The sequence below is a fragment of the Streptomyces sp. NPDC088817 genome, assembly GCF_044750345.1.
GTDB lineage: Bacteria > Actinomycetota > Actinomycetes > Streptomycetales > Streptomycetaceae > Streptomyces.
Genome location: NZ_JBIVJN010000008.1, coordinates 326,984 through 350,703, shown reverse-complemented (window position 1 = coordinate 350,703; position 23,720 = coordinate 326,984). Strand labels below are relative to the sequence as shown.

The window sequence follows — 23,720 nt, the reverse complement described above, 5'->3', positions numbered from 1 at the left end:
TCCCGCCGGCGCTTTTCCCGCTGTCGACCCGTTTGGAGCCCCTTTGGCACATCACGACCGCCGCACGACCCGCCTGGCCGGCGTGGTCCGCCGCGGCGTCCTCGCCCTGATCGCCGCCTCGTTCGCCGCCGTCCCCTTACTCGACGCCCGGCGGGTCGCCGCGGCTCCGGCGGCGGGCCTGGACGATCCGGCGAAGAAGGAGATCGCCGTGCGACTGGTGTCGAGCGCGGAGAACTCCACGCTCGACTGGAAGGCCCAGTACGCGTACATCGAGGACATCGGCGACGGGCGCGGCTACACGGCCGGCATCATCGGCTTCTGCTCCGGCACCGGCGACATGCTCGCCCTGGTACGGCACTACACCGACCGCAGCCCGCACAACCCACTGGCCCCGTATCTGCCCGCGCTGCGCCGGGCCGAGGGCACCGACTCGCACCGGGGCCTGGACCCCGGCTTCCCCGACGCCTGGCGCCGGGCGGCACGGGACACCGCCTTCCAGCGGGCCCAGGACGACGAGCGCGACCGCGTCTACTTCGACCCGGCCGTCACGCAGGGCAAGGCGGACGGGCTGCGCGCGCTCGGCCAGTTCGCCTACTACGACGCGATCGTGATGCACGGCGGCGGCGGCACGACAGGCTTCCGCAACATCCGCGAGCGGGCGCTGAGGAAGGCGGCACCGCCGGCCCGGGGCGGCGACGAGGTGACGTATCTGAACGCGTTCCTCGACGCCCGGGTGTGGGCCATGCGGCAGGAGCCGGCCCACCGCGAGACCAGCAGGGTCGACACCGCGCAGCGGGTCTTCCTGCGCCGGGGCAACCTCGACCTGGAACCTCCGCTGGACTGGAAGGTGTACGGGGACGCCTACCACATCGGCTGACGCCACGGGGCCGAGGCTCGGCGTCAGCCCAGGGCGCGGTCGAGGTTGTAGGCGGCGCTGATCAGGGACAGGTGCGTGAAGGCCTGGGGGAAGTTGCCCTGCTGCTCGCCGGTGGGGCCGATCTCCTCGGCGTACAGGCCGAGGTGGTTGGCGTAGGTGAGCATCTTCTCGAAGGCGAGGCGGGCCTCGTCGAGGCGGCCGGCCCGGGTGAGGGCCTCGACGTACCAGAACGAGCAGATGGAGAACGTGCCCTCGTCGCCGCGCAGCCCGTCGGGGCTGACCTGCGGGTCGTAGCGGTAGACGAGCGAGTCGGAGACCAGGTCCCCGGTCAGCGCGTCGAGCGTGGACAGCCACTTGGGGTCGGTCGGCGCGATGAACTTCGCCAGCGGCATCATCAGCACGGCGGCGTCCAGGACGTCGCCGTCCTCGTACTGGACGAAGGCCTGCCGTTCGGCGGACCAGCCGCGGTCCATGATGCGCCGGTAGACGGCGTCCCGGCACTGCCGCCAGCGGGGGAGGTCGGCGGGCAGGCCGCGGCGGTTGGCCAGCCGCATGGCGCGTTCGACGGCCACCCAGCACATCAGGCGCGAGTACAGGAAGTTCCGTCGGCCGCCGCGGGTCTCCCACACGCCCTCGTCGGGCTGGTCCCAGTGCTCGCAGACCCATTCCACCAGCGCGGACACGTCGTCCCACTGGTCGCTGGAGATCGGCTGGGCCCACTTGTCGAAGAGGTAGATCGAGTCGATCAGGGCGCCGTAGATGTCGAGCTGGAGCTGGTCGGCGGCGGCGTTGCCGACCCGCACGGGAGCGGAGCCCCGGTGTCCCTCCAGGTGGCCGAGTTCACGTTCGGGCAGCTCGGTGCGGCCGTCGATGCCGTACATGATCTGCAGCGGGCCGGTCGCCTTGCCGTCGCCGGGGCTGATGTGCCGGGTCAGGAAGCGCATGAACGCCTCCGCCTCACCGGCGAAGCCGAGGCGCAGCAGCGCGTAGACGGCGAACGCGGCGTCGCGCACCCAGACGTAGCGGTAGTCCCAGTTGCGCTCACCGCCGACCTGCTCGGGCAGGCTCGTGGTGGGCGCGGCGACGATGGCGCCGGTCGGGGCGTAGGTGAGCAGTTTCAGGGTGAGGGCCGAGCGGTGGACCATCTCCCGCCAGCGGCCGCGGTAGCGGGACTGGGCGAGCCAGCGGCGCCAGTAGGCGACCGTGGCGCAGAACTGTTCCTCGGCCTCGGCGTGGGCGCACCGCCGCGGGGTCACCTCGCCGCCGACCTGGTCCAGCGCGAAGACGGCCGACTCGCCCTCGGCGAGCTTGAAGTCCGCGCGCAGGTCCGTGCCGTCGTTCTCCAGGGGCACGGTGGACGTCAGCGCGAGGGACAGGGTCGCGGACTCGAAAAGGGCCGTGCAGCCCTCCATGCGCACGGTGTGCGGGTCGGCGCCGTAGTTGAAGCGGGGAGCCACCAGGGCCCGGAACGGCAGGGTGCCGCGCACGCACAGCGCGCGCCGGATGAGCCGGTGCCGTTCGGTCTCGGCGGATCCGCGCGGGTCTCCGGTCACCGGCATGAAGTCCTGCACCTCGCCGACGCCGTCCTCGGTGAAGAAGCGGGTGATCAGCACGTTGGTGTCGGGGAAGTAGAACTGCTTGGTGCGCGCCGCGTCGGCGGCGGCGAGGTCGAAGCGGCCGCCGCGCTCGGCGTCCAGGATCGCGGCGAAGACGCTCGGGGCGTCGAAGGAGGGGCAGCAGTACCAGTCGATCGTGCCGTCGGTGCCGACGAGGGCGACGGTGCGCAGGTCGCCGATCAGGCCGTGGTCGGCGATCGGAACGTAGCGGGGTGCGCCCGTGTCGGGTCCTCCGCTTCGGGTGTCGGCCATCGCGGCTGCCTCCTGTCCCCTCGCTGCCCCCTCACTGCTCCCCGTGCGGACCGGTGTCGCGGTTGCGGCGGTCCGTTCGCTTTCGCGCAGCTTCCCTCCAGCTTAGGAGCGGCCTTCCGGATGCAGGGTGCCGTTCGACGGGCAATCGTGGGAGGAGGTCCCGCTCCCGCAGCACGAGGGCCGTACTCCGGACCCGGGCGGGGACCGGACCGGACCCGAGGAGGCCACATGTCGACGTCACAACCCGACGCATCCCGCGAGCCCGGGGAGCGGTGCACCCCGGACGACATGCTGCACGCCCGCACCGGCACCGACGTCTCGCCCGAGGACGTGGTGCTGGCCGCGGGCCGCGACATCACCCCGCGCAACCTGGAGTGGGCCAAGCGCAAGATCGAGACGGAGGGCCCGGCCGCCCTGGACAAGCTGCTGCCGTAGTCCTGAGGACCGGGCGCGGAAGGGACCGGAGCTCCGCCGCTCCGGCCCCTTCCGCGCTTCCGCGGACCTACGGGGTCCCCTCGCCGGACGGATCCGCGTGCTGGTAGAGGGCCACCAGCACCCCGTGCACCGGTTGTTCCTCCGCGTCCTCCTGAAGCTCGTCGACCAGGCGAGTCAGGGTCTCCCCGAGCTGCTGCGCCTTCTCGAGGCTCAGCCGCAGGTGCCGCAGGGTCACGTGGGTCGCGGCGGGCGAGCGGTCCACCTCCGCGGCGACGGCGCCGAACATGGCGGCGGTCTGGGCCGCGCTCGGTTCGGCGACGACCATGCGGCGTGCCGTGCGCTGGTAGTACTGCTCCGTTCCGCCGCGGACCCGGCGGGTCTCGGCCACGTACACCAGTCCGGCTTCCCGCAGCACCTTCAGATGGTGCGCCACATTGCCCTTGCCCACGTCCAGTTGGACGGCCAGCCGGCTGATGGTGGAGGGCTCTCGCCCCAGTACGAACAGCAGGCGCTGGCGCAACGGGTGGGCGAGCGCCGCGAACTGCCGGGGCTCGCCGATCTCCTGCACATCCGCGGGCGGCGGCGGACAGCTCGGGTTCTGGACCATGAATCAAGTGTCCAATTGTCTTGACGCTTTTGCAAGGCCGGTGCTCTACTCCTCGCCATGACCGCTCCCGCACTGCTCGACGCCGCCCCCGTCATCGACGAGACCGCCCGGCTCGTCGCCGGCCACTACGTCTTCCCCGAGATCGGCGAGCAGCTCGCGGCTCTGCTGCGGCGACGCCTGGCCGAGGGGGCGTACGAGGTCGACGACGCCGCGGCCCTGGCCACCCTGGTGACCGCCGATCTGCAGTCGGTCAACGGCGACCTGCATCTGAGGCTGAGGCACCACGCCGAGCCGGTGCCGCCGGAGACGGGCGCCGCGACCCTGAAGGCGGTGCGCCGGGAGTTCGAGACCTCACTGGGCGGCGTCCCGCGGGTCGAGCTGCTGACGGGCGGAGTCGCCGTACTGGAACTGGCCCCGATCCTGTTCCCGCTGGAGTGGTCCGCCGAACCGCTGACCGCCGCGCTCACCCTGGCGTCCCGCGCCGACGCGCTCGTCCTGGACCTGCGCGGCACCATCGGCGGCAGTCCGGACACGGTGGCCTTCGTCTGCAGTTACCTGCTGGACGAGCGCACCCATCTCAACACCATGCACTGGCGCGAGAGCGAGCGCCGGGAGCAGTACTGGAGTCTGCCGCACGTGCCCGGCGCGCGCTTCGGCGGCAGCAAGCCGCTGTACGTGCTCACCAGCGGGTCGACCTTCTCCGGCGGCGAGGAGCTGGTCTACGACCTGCAGCAGCTCGGCCGGGCCACGGTGGTCGGCGAGGCGACCGGCGGCGGCGCGCATCCCCGCGAGGGCTGGACGGTGCACCCGCACCTGGAGGCGACCATCCCGGTGGGCCGGGCGGTCAACCCCGTCTCCGGCACCAACTGGGAGGGCACCGGCGTGCGGCCGGACGTCGCGTGCCCGGCCGCCGAAGCACTCGACCGCGCCCACGCACTGGCCCTGTCCCGGACGACGACCTGACACCACCTTCCCCGGGGCCTCCCCCGGGACCGGAGTCCCGCCGCTCCGGTCCCTTTCGCTCGTCCCTTTCGCCGGGGGGCGTCGCTCTGCGAGACTCCGGGGCGTGCCCGACTTCGACATGATCGTCATAGGATCCGGACCGGGCGGCCAGAAGGCCGCCATCGCCGCGGCCAAACTGGGCCGCCGGGTGGCTGTCGTCGACAGCCCCGACATGGTCGGCGGGGTCTCGATCCACACCGGAACCATTCCTTCCAAGACCCTGCGCGAGGCGGTGCTCTACCTCACCGGGCTCAGCCAGCGCGATCTGTACGGTCAGAGCTACCGGCTGAAGGAGGACATCACCGTCGCCGACCTGACCGCGCGCACCCAGCACGTGGTGGGCCGCGAGGTCGACGTCATCCGCAGCCAGCTCTCCCGCAACCATGTGTCCCTGCTCGCCGGGACCGGCCGCTTCGTCGACGAGCACACCGTCGCGCTGCGCGAAGTGACCGGCGAGGAGAAGCTGCTGACCGCCGAACACATCGTCATCGCGACCGGTACCCGACCGGCCCGGCCGGACAGCGTGCAGTTCGACGGGCGCACCATCATGGACTCGGACAACGTGCTCACGCTGGAGCGGGTGCCGCAGTCGATGGTCATCGTCGGCGCGGGCGTGATCGGGATGAAAGACAAGTAATCACTAGTACTCGGCAGAGGGCGGCCACACGGACCCGGGCACCCCGACCCTGCCCTGCACCAAGGAGAAGCACGCCATGCGGGCCGCTTCGCTACGCCCGCGCAGCCGGTCGGCACGCCTGTCACCGATGGCCTCAGGTGCGACGCCGACTCCGGCCCTCCACGGAGTGGCCGCCCGAGAACAAGACCCGCCCCGCTGAGGTCTTCCGGAACCTACAGCGGGGCGGGCGCTGAGAGGGCTCACCACTTGGGCGGTGAGCACAGTCCAAGATTGTCACTTTTACCTGGCCAGGTAAAGACTTGCGATCTTGATTCGTTCACCGTGGGCGCGTGCCCCTTGATCCGATGCCCGACTGGGTCTTAGCCCGACACCGGGAGATCGGGGAACGCATCCGCCTCGCTCGCATCGAGGCCAAGTTGAGCCAGGTCGAGCTGGGCGAGCGGGTAGGCCGCGACCACAAGACGATCCACCGGTACGAGACAGCCCAGTCCGTTCCGACGCTGTTCGACCTGCTGCTCATCGCCAACGCTCTCGGCAAGCGCCCCTCCGAACTCATCGACTGACGGCAGGGGAACGCCCCGCCCATCCGCCACGGGGGAAGCAGACGAGCGGGGCGGTCGTGGACCGGTCAGCTGGGCAGGGTCCAGCGTGTCCCGTCCGGCTCGTACCAGGCATGGGTGACACCGTCGGTGTCCCGGGCGTACCCGAACCGGTCCTGTGCGGGGCGGCCCGCCCTGTTCCACCAGTCCCAGGCGGCTTCCGCCCGCTTCCACAGCTCGCCGTCACCGCCGTAGCAGACCGTTCCGGTGTCGTCGCCGGTAAGCGGGACGCGAGCCCACGCACCTTCACGGTCCTGAAGCTGGAGCGCCATCACGCCGGCCTCGTCGACGTGGTAGACGAGCTCCACGCCCGGCAGGTGGAGGGCCAGGACCAGGCGCAGCGGGTAGTGGGCGCGGATGTCGGCCGCGGTGAGCGTGGTCGGCCGGCGCCCGGCTTTCGGCGCGCGTTCGGACCGCGGCGACGTCGGGTACGTGCGGGCCTCGCCGCGTGCGGGCATGAAACGGCCCGCCGTCGTCGTGAAGGCGCCGGCCGCGCGTCCCTCCTTGTCCACGGCGAGCTGTACGAGGCCCCCCTCGATGCCGAGCGCGACGTCGGCGACGATGACGCCACCGGGTCGCGTCTGCGCGATCCAGGCGGCCGGGATCGAGGGAACCGAGCAGGTCGCGATGACGCGGTCGAAGACGCTGTCGGTCGGGTAGCCGCCGCGTGCGTCACCGGCGGCGAGGTGCGGCCGGTGGCCGAGGCCCGCGAGGCGTTCCCGCGCGGTCTGGAGCAGCCCGGGGTCGACGTCGCTGGAGTGGACGAAGGCGTCACCGATGCGCGCGCAGAGGAGGGCGGCGTTGTAGCCGGTGCCGGTGCCGATCTCCCATACCTGGTGCCCTTCTTCGATCGCCAGGTCCTCGAGCATGCCGGCCATGAGGCTCGGCAGGGTGCTGGACGAGGTGGGGATGCCAGTCCATGCGGTGTCGTCGACCTGTTCGGCGGTCGCCGGGTCCAGGGCCGTTACGAGGGTCACGTCGCGGTAGACGTCGGCGAGGGCGCCTTCGTCGGAGGCGTGGCGATGGCGCCACACGGTGATGCCTCGGTCGTTGGTCTCCTGCTCCAGCCACTGGGGGACGAAGATGTGCCTTGGGGTGCTGGCGAACGCCTCGGCCCACGGGGCGGTGCGGATGGCGCCGGCCTTGGTCAGCTCGCCGGCGAGGTCGAGCATGTGCGGGCGGGCCGTGGCGACGGGGAGGGTCATGCGGGCACTCCTTGCAGTTCGTCGGCGATGGCCTGGGCGATGGGGAGGCCGGTGGCGTGCTCGATCCAGTCCCACTGGCCGCACGGGTTGGCCTCCAGGAACGTCCACTGCCGGTCGGGGCCGACGATGAAGTCCATGGCGGCGAAACGCAGTCCGAGCCGGTCCATGTAGCGTCGCACGCCGTCGGCGACGTCGGCAGGCACTTCGGTGACCTGGTACGTGAGGGAGGCGTAGTCGCTGCGCCAGTCGGTGTGGGCCGCGTCGCTTCCCGCGTGAACCTCGGCAGCGAGCAGCCGCTCCCCCACGACCGTGAGCCGCACCTCGTGGGCTTTGTCGACCCAGGCCTGGAACAGGTGGGCGGTGGTTTCGATGCCGCGCAGGTCGGACAGGTCGCCCTCGGTGAGGCGGCGGGTGTAGACGGTCTTGAGCTGGTCGTCTTCGATCAGCACGGGGGAGGCGACCGGTTTGCAGATGACCTGGCCGCCGACGTCGCCGACGAACGCGCGGACGGCGTCGGCGTTGTTGGTGATGAGGGTTGCCGGGATGGTGAGCCCGCAGGCGCGCGCGGTGGCAAGCTGCAGCGGCTTGTACTCGGCCCGGGACATGGCCGCCGGATGGCTGACCCAGCGGCAGTCGAGGGCTGTGATGATGCCGCCCAGTCCGGAGCGGGCCTGCGCGGCGGCGAACCGCCTCTCGGGCTCGGACATGGTGGCGGGCAACGTGAACGCGTTCGGGGCGCGGTAGTAGACGGCGGTGATGTCGGCGAGGTCGACGGCACGGTGCGGGGAGGCGAGCCCGCCGGCCCACCCTCGCCGGGCGCCGATGCGCCCGGCGAGGGTGAGTTCCTGCGGGAACTCGGCGGTGTCCATACGGAACACCTCCACACCGCCGTCTGTGAGCGTCTTGACGACCCGGTCGGTGGGCCAGTCGTCGCGTGCGGCGATCACAAGAACGGCGGGCATCACTGCATCAGTCCTTCGTGCCCTCGTCGAGCGGCGGCGGGTTCTTCACGTTGCCGTCGGGGACGGTCGGGGTGTGGGTCTGCATGTACGGCAGCGGCCCGTCGTACAGGCCGACCGACATCTGCACGGCCGGGTCGTAGACCGCGGGCGGCAAAACGGTCGCCTGCGTGGCGTCCGGGACGCGGGCGAAACGCAGGGCCCACGGTCGGCTGTCCGGCCCGGACGGCGGCTCGGTGCTGTGCGGGATACGCCCGCCCTCGGGTGCGAGCGGGAACGCTTCCCGCACATCGACAACTGTCATCGGCTTTCTGTCCTTTGCTCGTTCGCTGGAAGGGTGGCCCGCATCCAGCCGTGATGGCCGAAGGGGAGCCACAGTGACCCGCCTCGCCGGGTCTTCCGGAACACCGGCGAGGCGGGGGTGTGAGGTGCGGCCCTGACCCGAAGCGGCCGCCATGGGGGTGCGTCAGTGCGGGGTCCGCGCCAGCACCACGGCGAGGACCGGGCCGGTCACGGCCATCACGTAGACGAGCAGGCCGACGATGGCTCTCATGACTCGAAGCCCAGCACGATCAGGACGCGGGCCAGGGCCCGCTCCGCGACCGGGTCCGGGTGCACCTGGTCGACGTGCGCGCGGTGCGCGTAGATGTCCCAGCCGGGCCCCGAGTCGCCTTCCTCGTGCCCGAGGAACACGGCGTCGTCCGGGTCGGTGATGTCCTCGCGGCAGGCCTGGCAGAGGCGAGCGGCCGCGATCACCGCGGGCCTCCGAGGTTCTCGTAATGGTCGGCGAGCGCGTTCACCGAGCGGGCCAACCTGACGGCCACAGCCAGGCGGACGTCGTCGTTGTCCCCGTCGCCGATGCGCAGCCTCATCCGGGCCTCGCCGACGCACGCCATCGCGCAGGCCCTGGGCACGTCGTTCTCGGGCAGGACCCGGGTGGCGGCTTCCACGGCCGGGATGAGCGTGTTGATGTGGCCGCGCAGCAGCAACGCCAGCGTGGGCAGCTCGTCCGGCGCGGGCGGTTCGACGTCCTCAGCGAGCAGCCGGCGGACGCTGGCGCGCATCGTGACGATGTCCGGCGGACACGCGTCCCGCTCTGTCGTGGCTGGGGCTCGGGTTGTAGCGTTCCTCATGTCGACGCTCCCTCTCCGGATTGAGCGTTGGCCGCGCCCCGGGGCCGGTCGCTCGGCCGCCGGGGTCCACTGATCCTCCGTGCACCGGTCACGCAGCAGCCCCCTTGCTGCGGCATCCGCACGTGAAGATCTCCCACACGCGAGTGCTGCCACGGACCACGACGTGCCCAGCCGCGCGCAGGGCCTTGTGAACCGCTCCGCAGTCGAAGCAGGCCTCACCGTGCAGGCGGACAATGCTCACGCGCCCGTCGATGACCGTGGGCGCGAGCGGGAGTGCGTTGGGCATCCCCGATTCCCATCTGCTGGTTCCTACGCGTGCGACAGATGGTGGGGGCTCGAATGGGCAACAAGTACCCCGGCGAGGGGTAGTTGGGGTAGCGCGCTCAGGTTGCTGCGCACCATTCGGCGAAGTTGGTGAGGGTCTCGGAGTCGGCGCGCTTCAGGCGGCGCAGTGTGGAGGCGTCCTCGCGGACCCACGGGTGCTCGCGAGTGTGCTGTGGCGCGATGTGCCGGGCGACCTTCAGAGACTCGAAGGCGTCGTCTGCCAGGCCAGTCCAGAGCTGGGCGCGGGCGAGCTCGATGTAGAAGCCGCTCCGGCGTTCCGCCGGCAGGTCCTTGGGGGGCTTCCACTCGGTGGCGAGGTCCAGCGCGCGGCCGATGTGGTCGTCTCCGAGGCTGACGGCGACGGACACCTCATGAATGCGCACGGAGTCAGGGCCGAAGGCGGTTCCGCAGTAGACGTCTTCATGAACCTGGTCGGCCAGCGTGCGGGCTTCGTCCAGGTGGTGAGCCGCGGTCGAGCTGTCGTGGTCCCGCCCGGCGATGACAGCCGCCCGCATATGGAGCGCGCCTCGTGCCGCGATGGCGGGGGTAGCCGTCGGAGCAGGTGCGGCGTCCAGCGCCTGCTCCAGTGCTCGTAGGCCGGCCGTGTGGGCGCGAGCAGCGAAGAATGTCTCGGTGCGCACGTAGGCGACGGATGCGGTCAGTGTGGGGTCGTTGGCCTCGGGGACGGCCCACCGCATCAGGTCGATCAGGCGGGCGGACAGGTCCCGGGATCCGAACTTGTAGGCGACAGCGTCGGCGGAGCGGTACGCCTTGACGAGGAGGCCCGCGAGCTCGACTCGGTCTTCCGTCGGAGCCGAGTGGTAGGCGCGGGCGAGCTCGGTCAGCAGATCGGGAAGCACACGGACGATCCGCGTGTACTGAGCGGCGACCCGCCACCGGACGGCTTCTTCGACCGCTGTCCGCAACTCCTGCAGGGGTCGGACAGGACCGTCCTCGGGAAGGTCATAGGTGGCGATCGCTGCAGAGAGCGCGGGAAGTGCGTCGTGGACTCGGGTAGGCGTGGCACCGCGATCGGTGCGCAGACGGCTGGGGTCGACACCGAGGGCGTCCGCGATGGCTTCCAGGGTGGCGTCGGTGACGCCTCGCTCACCGCGCTCGATCTTGCGGATGGTGCCGAGCGAGACACAGGCCACGTCGGCGAGCTGCTGCTGTGTCATTTTCGGGCGTACGACGCTGCGGTAGTAGGCGATGCGCCTGCCTACGCCGTCGTCGGCATGTGCGGGCATACTGGCTCCAGTTCGGTGCGTCCACTCCGAACGGTACCCGCGTCTACACGTCGCGTGTACCTGAACGGCCCCACCAACCCGCAGGCTGGTGGGGCCGTTTCACACCGTCAGCCGCCGAGGACGGCGGTCAGCTCGGTGAGGCTGTCGATCCGCCAGTCGGCCGCCTTCACGACGTCGGGGGTATCCGCCCACAGGTGCCCCCACGGGCCACGACGGATCAGCGCTGCGCGCAGTCCTGCGGCCTTCGCCGGGAAGATGTCGTTGGCCGGGTGGTCGCCAACGTAGAGAGTCGCGCTCGGCGCGGCCTGGGCCACCTCGAGCACCCGCTCGAAGAACTCCGGCTGCGGCTTGGCCACCCCCCACTCCCCGGAGGTGACGATGAGGTCAGCGGGAAGGTCCAGAGCGCGCAGCAAGTCGCCGACCCGGGGTGTCTGGTTCCCGGCGATGACCAGTCGCATCCCGAGCTCGTGCAGCGCGGCCAGGGCGGGGCGCACATCGTGGTAGAGGTCGCTCTCGTCCAGGTACTCGCCTCGGCCGGCGACTTCGCGGGCCTGGTACTCGGCGGCGACGTCGATGCCCGGTCTGACGAGGCGGAGGGCTTCGGCGTTGTCTTGCCCTCGGGCGACGACTGCTCCTACGAGGGCGGAGAGGGTGTGCCGGGGGACGTCCAGCCAGTCGGCCCAGGAAGCCCAGTATCGGTCGTCGCGGGTGATCGTCTCGCCGATGTCGAACACGATGGTCTCAATCACGCTTGGAAGCCTAGGCCCGCATCCCTGACACCGAGTGGCCAGTCCAGCAGCGTGGAAGTCCTGACAGAAGTGAGCCTCTGCTGTTGATGAAACAGCAGAGGCGGTGGCACCACTTCCACCCGGGGGGATCGAAGGGGGCCGACCACCGCCCCCGGGAGGCGCCAGGCCCCTTGCGGAGAGCACCGGTGAGGCGGTGGAACGCCCACAATGCGCCACGGTGACCTGAAACACAAGCCCCAAGACGCGACGAAGCCCCCGCCGCCCGGAGGCGGCGGGGGTCAGTAGACGATCTGTAGCCGTCTGTAGAAGGTGCGGCCGGATCAGTGGACGAAGAACGCGACGACCGCGGCCGCCAGACCGGCCACGCCGACCAGGGCGCCGATCTGAGCGAGCGGCCAGCGGGCCTGCTTCAGGGCTTCCACCTCGTCCCGGAGCGGCTTCAGCTGCTCCTCGCGGATCTTCTTGAGCTCCTCTTCCATGTCGGCGCGCAGCTGGCGGACATCCGCATCGGTCCGCGTGGTGCGCTCGACGAGGATGCCCAGCGTGCCCTTGATGTTCTCCAGCCCCGTGTTGATCTCCCCTCGTAGCTGCGCCAGCTCCACTGCGACGTTGGTCGTCGGGTCCGGGGCCGCGGTCATCAGCGGTCCTTGGTCACGGTCTCGGTGAGGCCCGGCCCTTCGCTGCCGCCGCCGCTGGTCGCCACGGCGGTGAGCACGGCGAGCACCGCGGCGAGCCCGCCCGTACTGAACGCCGCCTGCCACGGCGCATCGAGCAGCCCGAACGAACCGGCACCGAGCACGGCCAGCGTGGACTGGGCGAAAGTGCGCACCGCCCGTTCGGCGCTGGCCTTCCAGAAAGCACGAGTCAGCATGGGTTTCCCCTCTGGTGGTGGGCTACTTGCCGTAGGCGAGGCGGTGCAGCGCGGCCCAGCCCTGCGGGCCGATCGCCGGGTCGTAGGACACGCCCTTGGCCCGGCACTGCGGGTGGGCGTTGTGGAAGCGGGCCACGGCGCCCTGCGTCTGCGGGCCGTAATTGTCGGCCTCGGCGACCGTCTTGGGCATGAAACCCGCCGCCTTCAGCGCACGCTGAAGGCCACGGGCTGACGGCTTCGCCTTGTCCGGAGCGAGGCCTGCGGGGAAGGCGGGCGGCGTGTACGGAGCCGGTGCCGGCGGGGCCGGCTTCGACGCTCCGGGCAGCTTGAGGACCTGGCCGACCGAGATGTGGTTCGGGTCCTTGAGGCCGTTGAGCGCCACCAGTTCGGCCACGGTCGTGCTGTGCGCCTTGGCGATCGAGGTCAGGGTGTCCCCGGCCTTCACCGTGTAGGTCGTGCCGCCGGACTGGCCGGGGTCCTTCTGGCCGGTGTCCTTGGCGAGTTGGATGACGCAGGCGAAGTCCATGGAGCCCGGATCACCGTGGTCGTTCTCGGGGACGTGCTGATGTCCGCACCAGCCCTTGAAGGCGTTCCACTGGCTGAAGGACATGCGCGCCGGGTTCGCCCCGTACGACGCCGGGGTGACGCCGGGACGACGGGAGTCCTTGCCGTAGGCCAGCCAGTCCTTGACGCAGGTGAGCGGGATGCCGTGGTTCTGGTTGAGCCAGCGCACCAGCCACGCAACCTCGGCCAGCGCCCAGTCCGGCGCCTCCGGCCAGTAGATGAAGTCGACGTTCTGCTTGTAGCCAGCGCGCACCCACGCGTCGCGCGTCTTCGGATCGCAGGTGCCGACGAGCTCCATCTGGAAGGCGTTGTTGGTGTTGGTCTGGACGCCGCCGACCTTGTTGGCGAGGGCGCGGGCGGACTCGTCGACATCGAAGTGCTGATACCAGCGGATCTTCTTGGCGCCGATGTCGGGGACGCCGGTCACGGTCGGGGCGATGGCGCCGCCGCTGTAGGACGGCAGGCTCATGCCCTCAGTGGTGTGGACGACGCCGCAGTTCACTTCCATGTCCGAGCCGCTGTAGCGGCCGTTGCCGTAGAAGTACGCCTGCGAGGCACCCGGGATCTTCTGCGGGCCGGTCCTGGCCATCAAGACTCCTTGGGAAGGGGGCTGACGCGCGAAACCTGGAGGCGGTCCCATGCGGTCTGGTCGGGGATGCCGGAGGTGTCGCCGCCGCCCTTCGGCCGCAGCGACTCCTGGAACGCGGCGAACGCCCTCCGGTGCGCGTTCGTCCAGTCCGCGCCCAGGCGGCGGTCGGCGTGGCCCTCCTGCTGGAGGCGTACCGCCATGGCCGCGATGATCGGCGAGTGTCGGCCGCCGTGGAAGAACCCGGCGCCCGGGTAGGGCTCGTACCGGTCCGTGTTGGTGTCGGAGGCCGCCGGTTCGGGGGCGGGTGTCGGCTCGGGCTCCGGAGTGTTCTTCTTCCGGGCAGCCGTCTTCTCGTCCTGCTGTGTGGTCGGGTCGGGCATTGCCCGTGCTCCTGCACTCCCCGCGCCCAGAGCTGGTGTGGTGGCGGGCCGCGATGGTGCGGCCGTCCCTCGGAGGGTGGTGCTGGGGGCGGAGGGTCACCCGGTTGAATTTCAGGCTATGCCCTGACAGGCAGCGTGTTCCCCCCGGTCTTTCAGGCGGCGCGCTGGTAGCGGCGGACGGTGAGCTGCCCGTACGCCTGGTCCACAGTGAGGTACTGTCCGTCCGCCGCCGTGCTGTGGGCGTCGCCTCGTAGCACGACCGTCATCCGGTGGCCCTGCGGCCAGTCCTTGGGCACGGTGTAGATGGTGTCGGTGAGCGCCGGCATGTGGTGGCGGGGCTTGTCGACGTTGTCACCGCACAGGCTGCTGATCGGCGTCCACTCGCCAGCCGTGCCGAGGCCGTTGTCGACGTCGTACTGCCACAGGTGGTAGCCGAATCCGATGGTGTAGCCACAGTCGTTGGTGACGCGGGCCCTGCCGGTGATGTCCAGGACGTCGCCCGCATCGACGGGTACAACGACGCGCAGCAGGGTGGCGTAGGTGCCAGCCTTGTTGCGGACGAGGATGCGGGACGGAACCACCTCTTGTGTTGGGTAGATACCCAGCAGGGTGAGACCGTCAGTCGATGCAGTCATGACTCTCCTATGTGTCGATGGCCCCAGGCGCCGTAAGCGAGCTCAGGCCGTGTAGGTGGTGACGATGACGACGCCGGCCGCGCCCGCCGCGCCCGCGGTCGCAGCACTGCTCTGCCCGTTGGAGGATCCGGACGCGCCGCCGCCGTGAGCGTGGCCGGGGTTGCCGGGGCGCTGCCCGGAGGTCGAGGCGCTCGGCTGGGACAAAGTGCCCAGGACGGAGGCGCCGCCGTTGTTCATCTTGATCGGCGTGCCGGAGAGTACGGCGCCGCCTCCGCCGCCTCCGCCAGCGACGCGGACCTGGCCGCCCGTGCCGCCCGAGCCGCCGTTTCCGGACGCGGCCACGTCGCTGGTGGTCGATCCTGCCGAGCCGCCGCCTCCGGCGCCGCCGGTCGCGCTGATCGTGGCTCCGAAGCTGCTGGTGCCGCCGTTGCCGCCGCTGTTGTTGCCTGCGGTGGCGGCGGTCCCGGCTGCGCCGACGGTGACGGCCACGGTGGAGCCGAACTGGGAGGCCTTGTAGGTGCCGCGCGCGTATTCGCCGCCACCTCCGCCGCCCGAACACGCTCCGGCGTTGGCCGGCGTGGTTGCGCAGCCGCCCGACCCGCCCCCGCCGCCGACGACTTCGACAGTGACCAGGAGCGCGCCCGCCGGTTTCGTCCACGTGCCGGATGCGGTGAACACCTGCACATCGGCGCCGCCGATGATGACGCCGTCGGCATCCTTCGCAAGGGCCTCCATGTGCTCCCAGATCCGGGCATGGTCCGACGACTCGGCGTATCGGATCCCCTTACTGGTCTGCTGGGTCACCGTGTGCTCCTTCCTGCGGGTATGAAAAAGGCCCCGCAGGGCGGGGCCGTGTGAACAGACGAGGTGTCAGCTGCGGCGCCAGTACAGGGTCAGCGTCCACGCGGCTGACCATGAATCGCGTCCGGCGAGCCTGATGTAGGGGTCGTCGGACGCGACGGTGATGCAGAGCCCGCCGCGGCTGCCATTGACCATGGACTGCCCCCACGAAGTGGGGAGCTCGAACGTGGTCTCCCACGGCGACACCTGGCCCTGCGCACCGAGGGCGGGCCCGGCCGTGGTTTCGTTGACCGTCGGGAACGAGCCGGGCCGTGTGGGCTGGGTGACCAGGCGCAATGTCGGCGTGCGGCGGGCGTAGTCGCCGGAGGTGAGCCGCCGTAGCTTCACGGTGGCCTTGGTGACGGTGGCCCCGGCGAGGCTCCTGGGTTTGGAGCCGTAGAACGCGAACCCACTGTTACGGCCAAACCCGCTGCCAGAGTAGCGGCCCTGGTAGGTGTCGGTGGACGTCGATGAGCCGATGTCCGTGCGCCACTTCCCGTCACGCCAGGTTGATGTGGCCACGGGCGGGCACACAAGCGTGCCCGTCGTCACGACCGGCTTGGGAGCCGGGGCGGGGTCGCCTCGGTCAACGGGCGGGGAGTCGTCGGGGGGCGGCGGCGGGGGCGGTACGGCGGGGGCGGCGGGGAGGACGGCGATCGCCCAGTACGCGCTGCCCCGGCGCAGGATGAGGATGTTCTGCTGGGCGGCGATCGTCAGGTGCGGGGGGACGCGGACGGTGACGCGGATTCCGGCGACGTCGGCGAGGCAGGCGCCGGATGCCGACGCGGTGGCCGCGAGGGCGACGAGCGTTCCGTGCCCGGCTAGGGAGACCCGGGTGTCCGCGAAGTCGGCCATCAGAGGACCCGGATGGCGAGGTTCATCTCGCTGGGCGAGTACGGCAGCGACATGGATTCGATCACGCACGGCGTGTTGCTCAGGCCGGCGCCGGTTGCGGTGACGATGTCACCGGTGGTGAGGCCGGGGTGCGGGACCATGGTCACCCCCAGTCGGCGGGATGCGGTGCGCCGCAGCCGCTGCAGTGTGGTTTGCGCGCCAGTGCGGCACTGGTCGACAGTCGTCATCAGCGGCGAGGAGAACACGTAGGGCACGGGGAGCGGGTTGAAGGGGCCGCCGTAGAAGTAGGGGCTGCGGCTGTCCTGGTCGTAGGCGACGCCTTGGAGTTGGTTGCCCCACGGGTCCTCGCCCTGGGCGACCACGCAGCTGAAGGCGCCGTCTCGGGTGGTGGAGCCCTGCCAGCGCATCACGGTGCCGCCCCGGCCATCGGTGAGGGACAGGACCGGCGGGCCGCTGTCGGTGAGGGCTTCGACGAGCAGTGTTCCGGCTGGGGTGACGTGCGCGTCCGCGCCCCACGCGTCCAGGACCTCGGTGAGGCCGGCCATGCGGTCGTCGTCCCACTGCATGCCGACCGGCACCGGCCGGTCAGTCAGGCCGCCCCCGAACTCGACCGTCAACGCGGGTTCTACGAGGCCGCGGACGGTGGATGCGAGGCTGCCAGACGGTTGGAACGGGGCGACGAACTTGGCCTCGTCGATCCACGTGAGTAGGCCTTGCGCGGTTACCGAGACGGTGTCGCCTTCCGCGCTCGATTCGGTGATCAGGAACCACCCGCGGTCGATCCACTCCCAGCTGCCGCCGACATCGATCCCGTACAGGATGCGGACTTGCTGCCCGTAGGCGGCGAGCGGATGCCCGGAGTCAGGGCCCGGATCCCAGGTGACCCCCCGATCCCTCACGGGCACGGTCAGGGAGACGCGTTCGGGGACGGCGAGGGACCGGTCTAGGTCTTCGCCGCCGTCCGTGACCGGGATGTCCGCGGCAAGCAGTTCCCCGTCTCGCCAGCTCTCGGCACGGATCCGCATGGTGAAGGACCGCTGCACGATCTGAAGTGCACGGTCAGACATCTCAAGCACGCTGATCACCCGAAGTCGTACAGAGCGATGGCGAGCAGTGTCGGGAAGCTGCTAGCGAGGTCGGACAGAGTGCTGAAGTTGTCGGCGATGTCCTGCAGGGTGAACCCGGACGACTCCAGCACGTCCGGCCAGGCCTCGGTCTCCGCCGTGCTCAGCTCCCACAGCCGGTACGGGATGGACCACTGCCGCCGCTCGCTGTCCTCGATGAGCGCCTGGTAGCCGTCCACGCCCTCGATGGAGACCTGCTTGCGGATCAGGAGTATTCCCTCGGTGGCGCCGTCCAGGACGTCCTGCAGGGCGTCGCCGTCCTCACTGGTGTCCGTAGACACCGTGATGCTGGACTGCGCAGCGGACCGCGGCCGGCCGACGACGACCAGGCGTCCGCCGACGTTAAAGGTGGTCGCCTCGCGGGAGCGGCGTTTCTCCGGCCAGTCCTCGATGAACACGCGCGCACCCACACCGCGGATCGCGTCCGAGATGACGTCCCCGTCCACGATCGAGGTGATCGGCCCCGAGTAGGCGCGCCACGTCCGACCGTTCACGTCGGTCAGGTCGACAGCGTAGTTGTGGGGCACGCCGAACGGCTGCTCAGCATCCACTCGGAGCAGGACAGTCACGCCGGTGGTATCGACACCTGCGGCGGCGCGGACGGGGGTGAGGGTGGTGCCGACCTGCCGGTACACGGTCACCGAGGTGATGTCGTCCCCGGCCAGGCCGGTCACGGACACCAAGTTCCGCGGGGGGAAAACGGACTGCGGGGCCGCAGTGATGTCCGAGCCGGCCTCACGGATGCGGAGCATGCCGGCAACGCCGGTCCCAGCCGCGGAGAGAGTCGCGGTGATGGCGGGGGCGACGGTCGCTGCGCCGAAGGACACGGCCACCGACGCCGCAGCGGTACGGGCCGCATTCCCGGTCGTCACCGCGGTAGTGAACCTGTTCGCTGTCACGGTGCCGAACGTGACGCCAGCCACCGTGGCGCCCTGGGCGGTGAAGGTGGTGCCGGAGGCGGGAAGGGCGTAGCCGAGCCAGCAGAAGTCCCCCGCTGTGAAGGTAAGCGGGCTCTGCGCGGTGGTCGTGAACGCAGTGGAGGACGTGGTCCGCTCACCCAGGCTGGCGGCCCACCGCCAGCCCTTGCCTGCCGACCGGGCGAGCAGGGTGATGGTGCCGGCGATGACCGACCCGGACGAGCCGGACGGAATGGCCGTGGTCGGCTGCGCGTCCCCGCCCCGCATCTCCCGCACGAAGAGCGTCAGCCGTCTGGGCCCGGTGCCCGCGCCAAAGGTTCCACCGCCCCCGGACAGGGTCCCGGCGAGTGTCCATCCCGAAGGCGTCGACGGGATCGCGTCGGTGGCGTGCCCGGACACCACCTGGAGGATGCCGAGCTGACCTGCCTGCGGGGTAGCCGAGTACGCGGGCGTGACTGTGCTCGCCCCGGACGCCGTAGCACCGGCGCCCACGTAGGAGATCGTCACCTGCGCCTCCCCACGGTCGCCCGGTACGCCTGCTCACTCTGACTGGACTTGATCAGCGGCTTGGCCGTCACCCGGATCAGGTCCTTCAACGTCGGGTCGTCGAAGTGCACATGCACCTCTGCTCCTCCGAGCCGCCCGCTGGTGATGAGCTGGGCGAGCTGATCGAACGTGGCATCCGCGCGGGACGCGCGGGCCCCGCCGGTGGCGGTATCGGCCAAGCGGCGGGCTGCTGCGGCGACGTGCGGCCGGTGCCGGTCCATGCCCTGCGCCATACCGAGCGCCAGCTGCTTGCCGACCTGGTCCCGGAACACCACCGACGGAGACTTGATCTTGAGTTTCTTCTTGATGGACTTCAGCAGCGCATCCGCCAGCTGCTCCATCGCCTTGGCGAGGTCCTTCTCCTGCGCCTTCAGTCCAGACAGGAAGCCCTTCCCGGCCTGCTTCCCGGAATCGAACATCGCGTTCGCCATCGTCTGGCCGAAGCTGGTGGCCAATTTGTCGCCGGACTTGACCAAGTTGTTCAACTTGGCGATGTCCTTGGTGGTGACCGACCGGTCCCCGAGGATCGACGCGAGCTGACTGCCCGGCCCGGCCTCCGCGAGCTGCTCCAGCAGCCCCGCAGAGGCACCTCGGGCCTTCAACTGCTTCGACAAAGCGGAGAAGTCGCTGACCGTCTTCTGCTGCGACGTCATCTGAGAGATCAGGTCGCCAACTGACATGGCCGACGACCCGGAAATGCCGAGGAAATCCTGGATCTTCCCGGCCTGATCGGAGGCGTACTCCTGCGCCTGCTTGATCTTCGCCGCGACGCCGGCCTTCTTGTCCGCCAGCCCCTGGAGCTTCGCCGACGTCTGCAGGTTCCCGGCGACCAGGCTGCCGAAGCCCGCGTTCTGCAGCCTGGTGTTCAGCGACTTGATCGCGGACGCGATCTTCGACGCTGACCCCGCCGAGAGGGTCTTCTTCAGCCCGTTGGCGATGTAGTCGGCGACCGACGCCTTGCCGCGCCGCCGCGCGTCGGCGAGCTGCCGCTTCGCCGTCGCCAGCTTCGTCTCGGCAGCCTTCAGCTCCCGCTCGGCCGCCTTGATGCCCAACTTCCTGGCCTTCGCCCGCTCCAGCCGGTCACGGGCCCGGTCCCGGGCATCCTGCGCGTCCCGCACCTTCTTCTCAGCGTTGCTGAGGGTGCCGGACGCATACCCGGGCAGCCGGATCCCGTGCGCTCGGGCGAAGGCGACCGAGTCCTCGTGGCTGAGGACGTCCTCGCCACCAGAGAAGTTCACCAGCTCGGCGCCGCGCTCGCCGACCCATGCGAGGCCGCGGCGGGCGCCGCGGGTGCCCTTGGCGTAGCCGCCGGGCCGGGTCATCACCGAGATCCAGTTCTTGCCGTACCGGTGCATGGCGTAGGACACGCCGGCGTAGATGTTGGCGAGCGGGTCGTAGATGCCACGCCCCTTGAAAGGGCCGGCGTAGGCGTTGAAGGTTCCGCCGATGGTCTGCATCAGCCCACGGGACGGGTCGCCGGCCTTGGCGTTGGAGTCCGTGAGGTTGATCGCGTTCGGGTTGCCGCCGGACTCGATCTGGATCCGTCGCAGCACGGGGCCGAGCGCGGACGCGGGCGCCCCGAGCATGGCGAGGACCTGGGAGACGAGCGGCGACCACTGCTGAACGCCCTTACCGCCACCCCCGCCGAACCCGAGGAGGCCGGCCAGCTTGCCGCCGAGACCGCCAAGCGCCTTCAGCGCCTTGCCCGGCAGGGAGGACAGGGACACGAGGCCCTTGCCGACGATCGAGCCGAGCGCGGACGGCAGGTCACCGAAGACCGTCTTCGCGATCTGCGCGCCGTTGGTGGAGGCGAGACCCTTGACGAGACCGGAGACCAGGTGCCCGCCGATCCCCATGAACACGCGACTCGGGCTCTTGATCCCGAAGTACCTCTTGACGGCGCCGACGATCGGGTCGATCAAATTCTTCTTCAGCCAGTCGCCGATGCCCTTGACCGCGCCGACGATGCCTTCCTTCAGGCCCGAGATCAGCGCGGAGCCCTTCGGTACCAGCCACGTGCTCGCCTTCGCGAAACGGTCGACGGCCGGCTTGGCGGCCTTGTCGTAGAACCAGCCGCCGATCCCCTTGGCCCGGTCGGTGATGCCGTCCTTCAGACCGCCGACGAAGCTCCGGCCGTGGCTCAGCAACCACGTGCCGGCCCGCGCGAACCGGTCGATGGGCGGCTTGCCGAGCCGGTTCCAGACCCACGCGCCGATACCCTTGGCCGCGGACAGCACACCGTCCTTGAGGCCAGCCACCAGATATCCGCCGATCGCGGAGAACACCTTCGACGGGGACGCGATCCCGAACAGCTTCTTCACCCAGCCGACGACCGGGTCCACCAGGTGCGACTTCAGCCACGAGCCGATGTCCTGCATCGTGTGCCAGATGCCAACCAGCAGCGACTTCCCCAGGTTGATACCGATCTGCCACAGGCTGTAGCGGCCGAGAACCTTGTAGAGGAAGCGGATGAAACGGTTACCCATTCCGGGCAACGTGTCTGTCAGCCCGCGGCCCAGCCAGTCGACGAGTTCGCCGCCCTTACGCAGCAGCAGACGGCCGAGATCTCCCAGCCGGACCGGCAAGAGAATCAGCTGATCCTGGAACCAGCGGGTAATGCGTGGAAAATTCCGGGCGAACGTTTCCCCGAAGCCGGATGCGATTCGGATGCCCCAGCGGCCGATAGCCAGGAGGAGCGGCGCGACCGACTCGGCGAGCTTCGGCCCGAACGGGAGGATACTCGTCCAGGGGATCTTGGCGAGCAACTTGCCGATACCGCTGAAAAGCCCGCCCCAAGGGATCTTGCCGAGCCCCTTGCCGACGACGCCGAATATTTTCCCGAACGGAATGACGGCAAGGACTGCAAGAATCGTGTCAAGCCAGTGCTTTTCCCAGAATTCCTTATGGAAAAGCGGCTCAAAGAGGTTGTCGACAAATCCGATCGCAGTCGGCAGCGCGATCTTCCCGAATTCCTTGCCGATGTCGACCCAGTCGACGCTGCCGAGCGCGGTACCGAGCTTCTTCGACAGCTCAGCCCCATGGGCCGCGACCCACTGAATCGCCTTGCCCAGCCCGGAGCCAACCGATTTACCGACAACGGCCCAGTCGATCTTCTCAATACCGTCGGTGACGGCCTTGCGGATCGTCTCCCCGAACTGCTCCGCGGCCGACTTGGGCACCTTCGGCTTCGCGGCGACGAGCGGGGCAACCATGCCGGACCCGCCGTGCGGGAGCGTCGGCAATGCCTTCCCCTGCACGCCGGTCGTCGGGGCTACCTGCCCCGACCCGGAGTGCGGCTGCTCTGTCAGCGCCCCGCCGGGCCCCTTCGTCAGGGGCTGCACCCCGCCGGAACCCAGGTGCGGCGCGCCGGTGAGACGGCCGAGGACCGTCGTCGGGAACTTGTCGAGCGGTGACTTCACCTTCTTCTGCTCGCCGGCCAGGCCCTTGAAGAAGTCGGACGCGATCGTCTTGGCGTCCTCGAATCCCTTCTTGATTTTGCCGATGGGGATCAGGTCGCCGAGCTTGTCGCTGAACGTCTTCGCGGCGGGCATGCCGTACTGGTGGATGAAGCCGGTGAAGTCGCGCGTGGCGGTCGTCAGGCCCTCAAGGCCCTTGGTGGCCAGCTTGAGTACGCCAAGGTCGCCGATCTCGATCATGAGGCCTTCCCAGGCGCTCTTGAGCGAGACGAGCTGGCCTTGCAGGCCCTCCATCTGGATCTTCGCGACGCGGTCGGCGGTGCCGCCGGACTTCTCCAGCTCCTTGGTGAGCTTGACAAGCGAGCCCGAGCCCTGTTCGACGAGGGCGAGCATGGCCGGGCCGGCACGCTGACCGAAGATGGTCATCATGTCGCCGGTCTTCGCTCCGGACTTCTCCAGCTGCCGGATGATCTGATCCAGCGGCAGCAGCTTGCCGTGGGAGTCCTTGACGGTGATGCCGAGTTTCTTCAGCCGGTCCGAGATCTGCTTCGTCGGCGCCAGCAGACGGGTGATCGCACCCCGCAGCGACGTACCCGCCATGCTCGCCTGGAGACCGGCGTTGCCCATGAGGCCGATCGCGGCGGATGCCTGCTCGAACTTCACGCCCGCGGCGTGAGCGACTGGGCCGGCGTATTTCATCGCCTCGCCCAGCTGGATCAGGTCGGTGTTCGTCGACGTGAACGTCTTGGCCAGGACGTCGACGATCCGGTTGGTTTCCTTCGCCCTGAAGCCGTAGCCCGTCATGATGTTCGACGAGATGTCGGCGGCCTGCGCAAGATCCATGTTCCCGGCCGCGGCCAGCGACAGGGTGCCCGGCATCGCGGCGAGGATCTGGCTGGCCTTGTAGCCGGTCATGGCCAAAAAGCCCATGCCGTCCGCTGCCTGCGACGCCGTGTACTTCGTGGTGGCGCCCAGCTCCTTGGCCTGCTCGCGCAGCGCCTGGAAGTCTTTGCCAGTCGCACCGCTGACGGCGCGGACCTGGTTCATCGACTTCTCGAAGTCGCTGGACGTCTTCAGGACGTTGAAGGTCAGCCCGGCGGCGGCGACCGAGCCGACCTTGAAACCGGTGGCCAGCGCTGTCCCGATGCCGGCGCCATCCTTCGACAGTCGGCCTGCTGCGCCTCCGACCCGGGCGAATGTCTTGGACGCGCGGTCGCGGGCGACCAGGTCATAGATGACGCGCGTGACACGCGAAGACACGCCGCGGCACCTCCCCTCGAAGGGGTCGGGACGCGGCGGAACCGCCGGTCAGGATGGATCAGAGAAGAGGAGGGGCTCAGC

General features: G+C 70.0%; 23 protein-coding genes and 1 pseudogene. 5 read left to right on the top strand and 19 right to left on the bottom strand.

What is annotated here, in order from left to right:
* The first annotated feature begins 43 nt into the window (after window positions 1-43).
* Window positions 44-877, top strand: a complete 834-nt coding sequence (locus ACIP4X_RS18155; RefSeq protein ID WP_358729695.1) for a chitosanase — start codon at window positions 44-46, stop codon at window positions 875-877.
* Between the two features lie 23 nt (window positions 878-900).
* Here ACIP4X_RS18155 and ACIP4X_RS18150 read toward each other — a convergent pair whose 3' ends face one another.
* Entirely contained in the window at window positions 901-2,745 is a 1,845-nt protein-coding gene (locus tag ACIP4X_RS18150) for a glycoside hydrolase family 15 protein (protein ID WP_358729696.1), read from the bottom strand.
* Between the two features lie 228 nt (window positions 2,746-2,973).
* Between ACIP4X_RS18150 and ACIP4X_RS18145 the strand changes: the two genes are divergently transcribed.
* Complete coding sequence (locus tag ACIP4X_RS18145; protein ID WP_358729697.1) at window positions 2,974-3,180, top strand: hypothetical protein; 207 nt, start codon at window positions 2,974-2,976, stop codon at window positions 3,178-3,180.
* Window positions 3,181-3,247: 67 nt separating this feature from the next.
* Here the strand turns inward: ACIP4X_RS18145 and ACIP4X_RS18140 are convergent, their stop codons facing one another.
* Complete coding sequence (locus ACIP4X_RS18140) at window positions 3,248-3,787, bottom strand: helix-turn-helix domain-containing protein (RefSeq protein WP_391454473.1); 540 nt, start codon at window positions 3,785-3,787, stop codon at window positions 3,248-3,250.
* A 57-nt stretch (window positions 3,788-3,844) separates the two neighbouring features.
* Here ACIP4X_RS18140 and ACIP4X_RS18135 point away from each other — a divergent pair, with 57 nt between their 5' ends.
* The 3 genes and pseudogenes from ACIP4X_RS18135 to ACIP4X_RS18125 all read left to right on the top strand — a co-directional run bounded on the left by ACIP4X_RS18135 (window position 3,845) and on the right by ACIP4X_RS18125 (window position 5,989).
* Window positions 3,845-4,750, top strand: coding sequence for a S41 family peptidase (locus ACIP4X_RS18135; protein ID WP_358729699.1), 906 nt, complete (start codon window positions 3,845-3,847; stop codon window positions 4,748-4,750).
* Window positions 4,751-4,853: 103 nt separating this feature from the next.
* Window positions 4,854-5,417, top strand: a pseudogene (locus ACIP4X_RS18130) (FAD-dependent oxidoreductase); the annotation flags it as partial.
* 338 nt (window positions 5,418-5,755) lie between these two features.
* Window positions 5,756-5,989: a helix-turn-helix domain-containing protein gene (locus ACIP4X_RS18125; protein WP_401349301.1), complete on the top strand. Its 234-nt coding sequence runs from the start codon at window positions 5,756-5,758 to the stop codon at window positions 5,987-5,989.
* A gap of 65 nt (window positions 5,990-6,054) precedes the next feature.
* Here ACIP4X_RS18125 and ACIP4X_RS18120 read toward each other — a convergent pair whose 3' ends face one another.
* From ACIP4X_RS18120 to ACIP4X_RS18040, 17 genes are all read right to left on the bottom strand, one after another.
* Window positions 6,055-7,230 carry a methyltransferase domain-containing protein gene (locus ACIP4X_RS18120; protein ID WP_401349298.1) on the bottom strand — a complete coding sequence of 392 codons (1,176 nt, stop codon included), beginning with the start codon at window positions 7,228-7,230 and terminating at the stop codon, window positions 6,055-6,057.
* On the bottom strand, window positions 7,227-8,192 hold the full coding sequence (gene tgmB / locus ACIP4X_RS18115; protein ID WP_401349295.1) for an ATP-grasp ribosomal peptide maturase: 966 nt from the start codon (window positions 8,190-8,192) through the stop codon (window positions 7,227-7,229). The genes ACIP4X_RS18120 and tgmB overlap by 4 nt, the downstream gene beginning before the upstream one ends.
* Window positions 8,193-8,199: 7 nt before the next feature.
* The gene (gene tgmA, locus ACIP4X_RS18110) at window positions 8,200-8,493 is read right to left on the bottom strand and encodes a putative ATP-grasp-modified RiPP (protein ID WP_401349292.1); all 294 of its coding nucleotides are present in this window, start codon (window positions 8,491-8,493) and stop codon (window positions 8,200-8,202) included.
* Window positions 8,494-8,738: 245 nt separating this feature from the next.
* Window positions 8,739-8,945, bottom strand: a complete 207-nt coding sequence (locus ACIP4X_RS18105; RefSeq protein ID WP_401349289.1) for a hypothetical protein — start codon at window positions 8,943-8,945, stop codon at window positions 8,739-8,741.
* Window positions 8,942-9,253 (bottom strand): DUF6415 family natural product biosynthesis protein, encoded by a 312-nt coding sequence (locus tag ACIP4X_RS18100; RefSeq protein ID WP_401349287.1) that lies wholly within the window; start codon window positions 9,251-9,253, stop codon window positions 8,942-8,944. The genes ACIP4X_RS18105 and ACIP4X_RS18100 overlap by 4 nt, the downstream gene beginning before the upstream one ends.
* A gap of 452 nt (window positions 9,254-9,705) precedes the next feature.
* Entirely contained in the window at window positions 9,706-10,893 is a 1,188-nt protein-coding gene (locus tag ACIP4X_RS18095) for a helix-turn-helix domain-containing protein (RefSeq protein ID WP_401349284.1), read from the bottom strand.
* 107 nt (window positions 10,894-11,000) lie between these two features.
* Complete coding sequence (locus tag ACIP4X_RS18090) at window positions 11,001-11,642, bottom strand: HAD family hydrolase (protein WP_401349282.1); 642 nt, start codon at window positions 11,640-11,642, stop codon at window positions 11,001-11,003.
* A gap of 320 nt (window positions 11,643-11,962) precedes the next feature.
* The gene (locus ACIP4X_RS18085; RefSeq protein WP_401349279.1) at window positions 11,963-12,280 is read right to left on the bottom strand and encodes a hypothetical protein; all 318 of its coding nucleotides are present in this window, start codon (window positions 12,278-12,280) and stop codon (window positions 11,963-11,965) included.
* Entirely contained in the window at window positions 12,280-12,513 is a 234-nt protein-coding gene (locus tag ACIP4X_RS18080) for a holin (RefSeq protein ID WP_401349277.1), read from the bottom strand. The genes ACIP4X_RS18085 and ACIP4X_RS18080 overlap by 1 nt, the downstream gene beginning before the upstream one ends.
* A 22-nt stretch (window positions 12,514-12,535) precedes the next feature.
* Window positions 12,536-13,666 (bottom strand): LysM peptidoglycan-binding domain-containing protein, encoded by a 1,131-nt coding sequence (locus tag ACIP4X_RS18075; protein WP_401349275.1) that lies wholly within the window; start codon window positions 13,664-13,666, stop codon window positions 12,536-12,538.
* Entirely contained in the window at window positions 13,666-14,046 is a 381-nt protein-coding gene (locus tag ACIP4X_RS18070) for a peptidoglycan-binding protein (protein ID WP_401349272.1), read from the bottom strand. Before ACIP4X_RS18070 ends, ACIP4X_RS18075 begins: the two co-directional genes overlap by 1 nt.
* A gap of 152 nt (window positions 14,047-14,198) precedes the next feature.
* Window positions 14,199-14,681 carry a hypothetical protein gene (locus tag ACIP4X_RS18065; protein ID WP_401349269.1) on the bottom strand — a complete coding sequence of 161 codons (483 nt, stop codon included), beginning with the start codon at window positions 14,679-14,681 and terminating at the stop codon, window positions 14,199-14,201.
* A 42-nt stretch (window positions 14,682-14,723) separates the two neighbouring features.
* Window positions 14,724-15,485, bottom strand: coding sequence for a hypothetical protein (locus ACIP4X_RS18060; RefSeq protein WP_401349266.1), 762 nt, complete (start codon window positions 15,483-15,485; stop codon window positions 14,724-14,726).
* Window positions 15,486-15,551: 66 nt separating this feature from the next.
* Window positions 15,552-16,376 carry a hypothetical protein gene (locus ACIP4X_RS18055; RefSeq protein ID WP_401349263.1) on the bottom strand — a complete coding sequence of 275 codons (825 nt, stop codon included), beginning with the start codon at window positions 16,374-16,376 and terminating at the stop codon, window positions 15,552-15,554.
* The gene (locus ACIP4X_RS18050) at window positions 16,376-17,443 is read right to left on the bottom strand and encodes a hypothetical protein (RefSeq protein WP_401349260.1); all 1,068 of its coding nucleotides are present in this window, start codon (window positions 17,441-17,443) and stop codon (window positions 16,376-16,378) included. Before ACIP4X_RS18050 ends, ACIP4X_RS18055 begins: the two co-directional genes overlap by 1 nt.
* A gap of 14 nt (window positions 17,444-17,457) precedes the next feature.
* Entirely contained in the window at window positions 17,458-18,924 is a 1,467-nt protein-coding gene (locus ACIP4X_RS18045) for a hypothetical protein (protein WP_401349257.1), read from the bottom strand.
* Window positions 18,921-23,639 carry a phage tail tape measure protein gene (locus tag ACIP4X_RS18040; RefSeq protein WP_401349254.1) on the bottom strand — a complete coding sequence of 1,573 codons (4,719 nt, stop codon included), beginning with the start codon at window positions 23,637-23,639 and terminating at the stop codon, window positions 18,921-18,923. Before ACIP4X_RS18040 ends, ACIP4X_RS18045 begins: the two co-directional genes overlap by 4 nt.
* Window positions 23,640-23,720 lie beyond the last annotated feature (81 nt).

What these genes read in the sequence shown, in the direction of transcription:
- ACIP4X_RS18050 (WP_401349260.1), bottom strand. Translation starts at nt 17,443, where the DNA reads ATGTCTGACCGTGCACTTCAGATCGTGCAGCGGTCCTTCACCATGCGG.
- ACIP4X_RS18075 (WP_401349275.1), bottom strand. Translation starts at nt 13,666, where the DNA reads ATGGCCAGGACCGGCCCGCAGAAGATCCCGGGTGCCTCGCAGGCGTAC.
- ACIP4X_RS18100 (WP_401349287.1), bottom strand. Translation starts at nt 9,253, where the DNA reads ATGCGCGCCAGCGTCCGCCGGCTGCTCGCTGAGGACGTCGAACCGCCC.
- ACIP4X_RS18135 (WP_358729699.1), top strand. Translation starts at nt 3,845, where the DNA reads ATGACCGCTCCCGCACTGCTCGACGCCGCCCCCGTCATCGACGAGACC.
- ACIP4X_RS18140 (WP_391454473.1), bottom strand. Translation starts at nt 3,787, where the DNA reads ATGGTCCAGAACCCGAGCTGTCCGCCGCCGCCCGCGGATGTGCAGGAG.
- ACIP4X_RS18080 (WP_401349277.1), bottom strand. Translation starts at nt 12,513, where the DNA reads ATGCTGACTCGTGCTTTCTGGAAGGCCAGCGCCGAACGGGCGGTGCGC.
- ACIP4X_RS18095 (WP_401349284.1), bottom strand. Translation starts at nt 10,893, where the DNA reads ATGCCCGCACATGCCGACGACGGCGTAGGCAGGCGCATCGCCTACTAC.
- tgmB (WP_401349295.1), bottom strand. Translation starts at nt 8,192, where the DNA reads ATGCCCGCCGTTCTTGTGATCGCCGCACGCGACGACTGGCCCACCGAC.
- ACIP4X_RS18150 (WP_358729696.1), bottom strand. Translation starts at nt 2,745, where the DNA reads ATGGCCGACACCCGAAGCGGAGGACCCGACACGGGCGCACCCCGCTAC.
- ACIP4X_RS18070 (WP_401349272.1), bottom strand. Translation starts at nt 14,046, where the DNA reads ATGCCCGACCCGACCACACAGCAGGACGAGAAGACGGCTGCCCGGAAG.
- tgmA (WP_401349292.1), bottom strand. Translation starts at nt 8,493, where the DNA reads ATGACAGTTGTCGATGTGCGGGAAGCGTTCCCGCTCGCACCCGAGGGC.
- ACIP4X_RS18145 (WP_358729697.1), top strand. Translation starts at nt 2,974, where the DNA reads ATGTCGACGTCACAACCCGACGCATCCCGCGAGCCCGGGGAGCGGTGC.
- ACIP4X_RS18055 (WP_401349263.1), bottom strand. Translation starts at nt 16,376, where the DNA reads ATGGCCGACTTCGCGGACACCCGGGTCTCCCTAGCCGGGCACGGAACG.
- ACIP4X_RS18065 (WP_401349269.1), bottom strand. Translation starts at nt 14,681, where the DNA reads ATGACTGCATCGACTGACGGTCTCACCCTGCTGGGTATCTACCCAACA.
- ACIP4X_RS18120 (WP_401349298.1), bottom strand. Translation starts at nt 7,230, where the DNA reads ATGACCCTCCCCGTCGCCACGGCCCGCCCGCACATGCTCGACCTCGCC.
- ACIP4X_RS18085 (WP_401349279.1), bottom strand. Translation starts at nt 12,280, where the DNA reads ATGACCGCGGCCCCGGACCCGACGACCAACGTCGCAGTGGAGCTGGCG.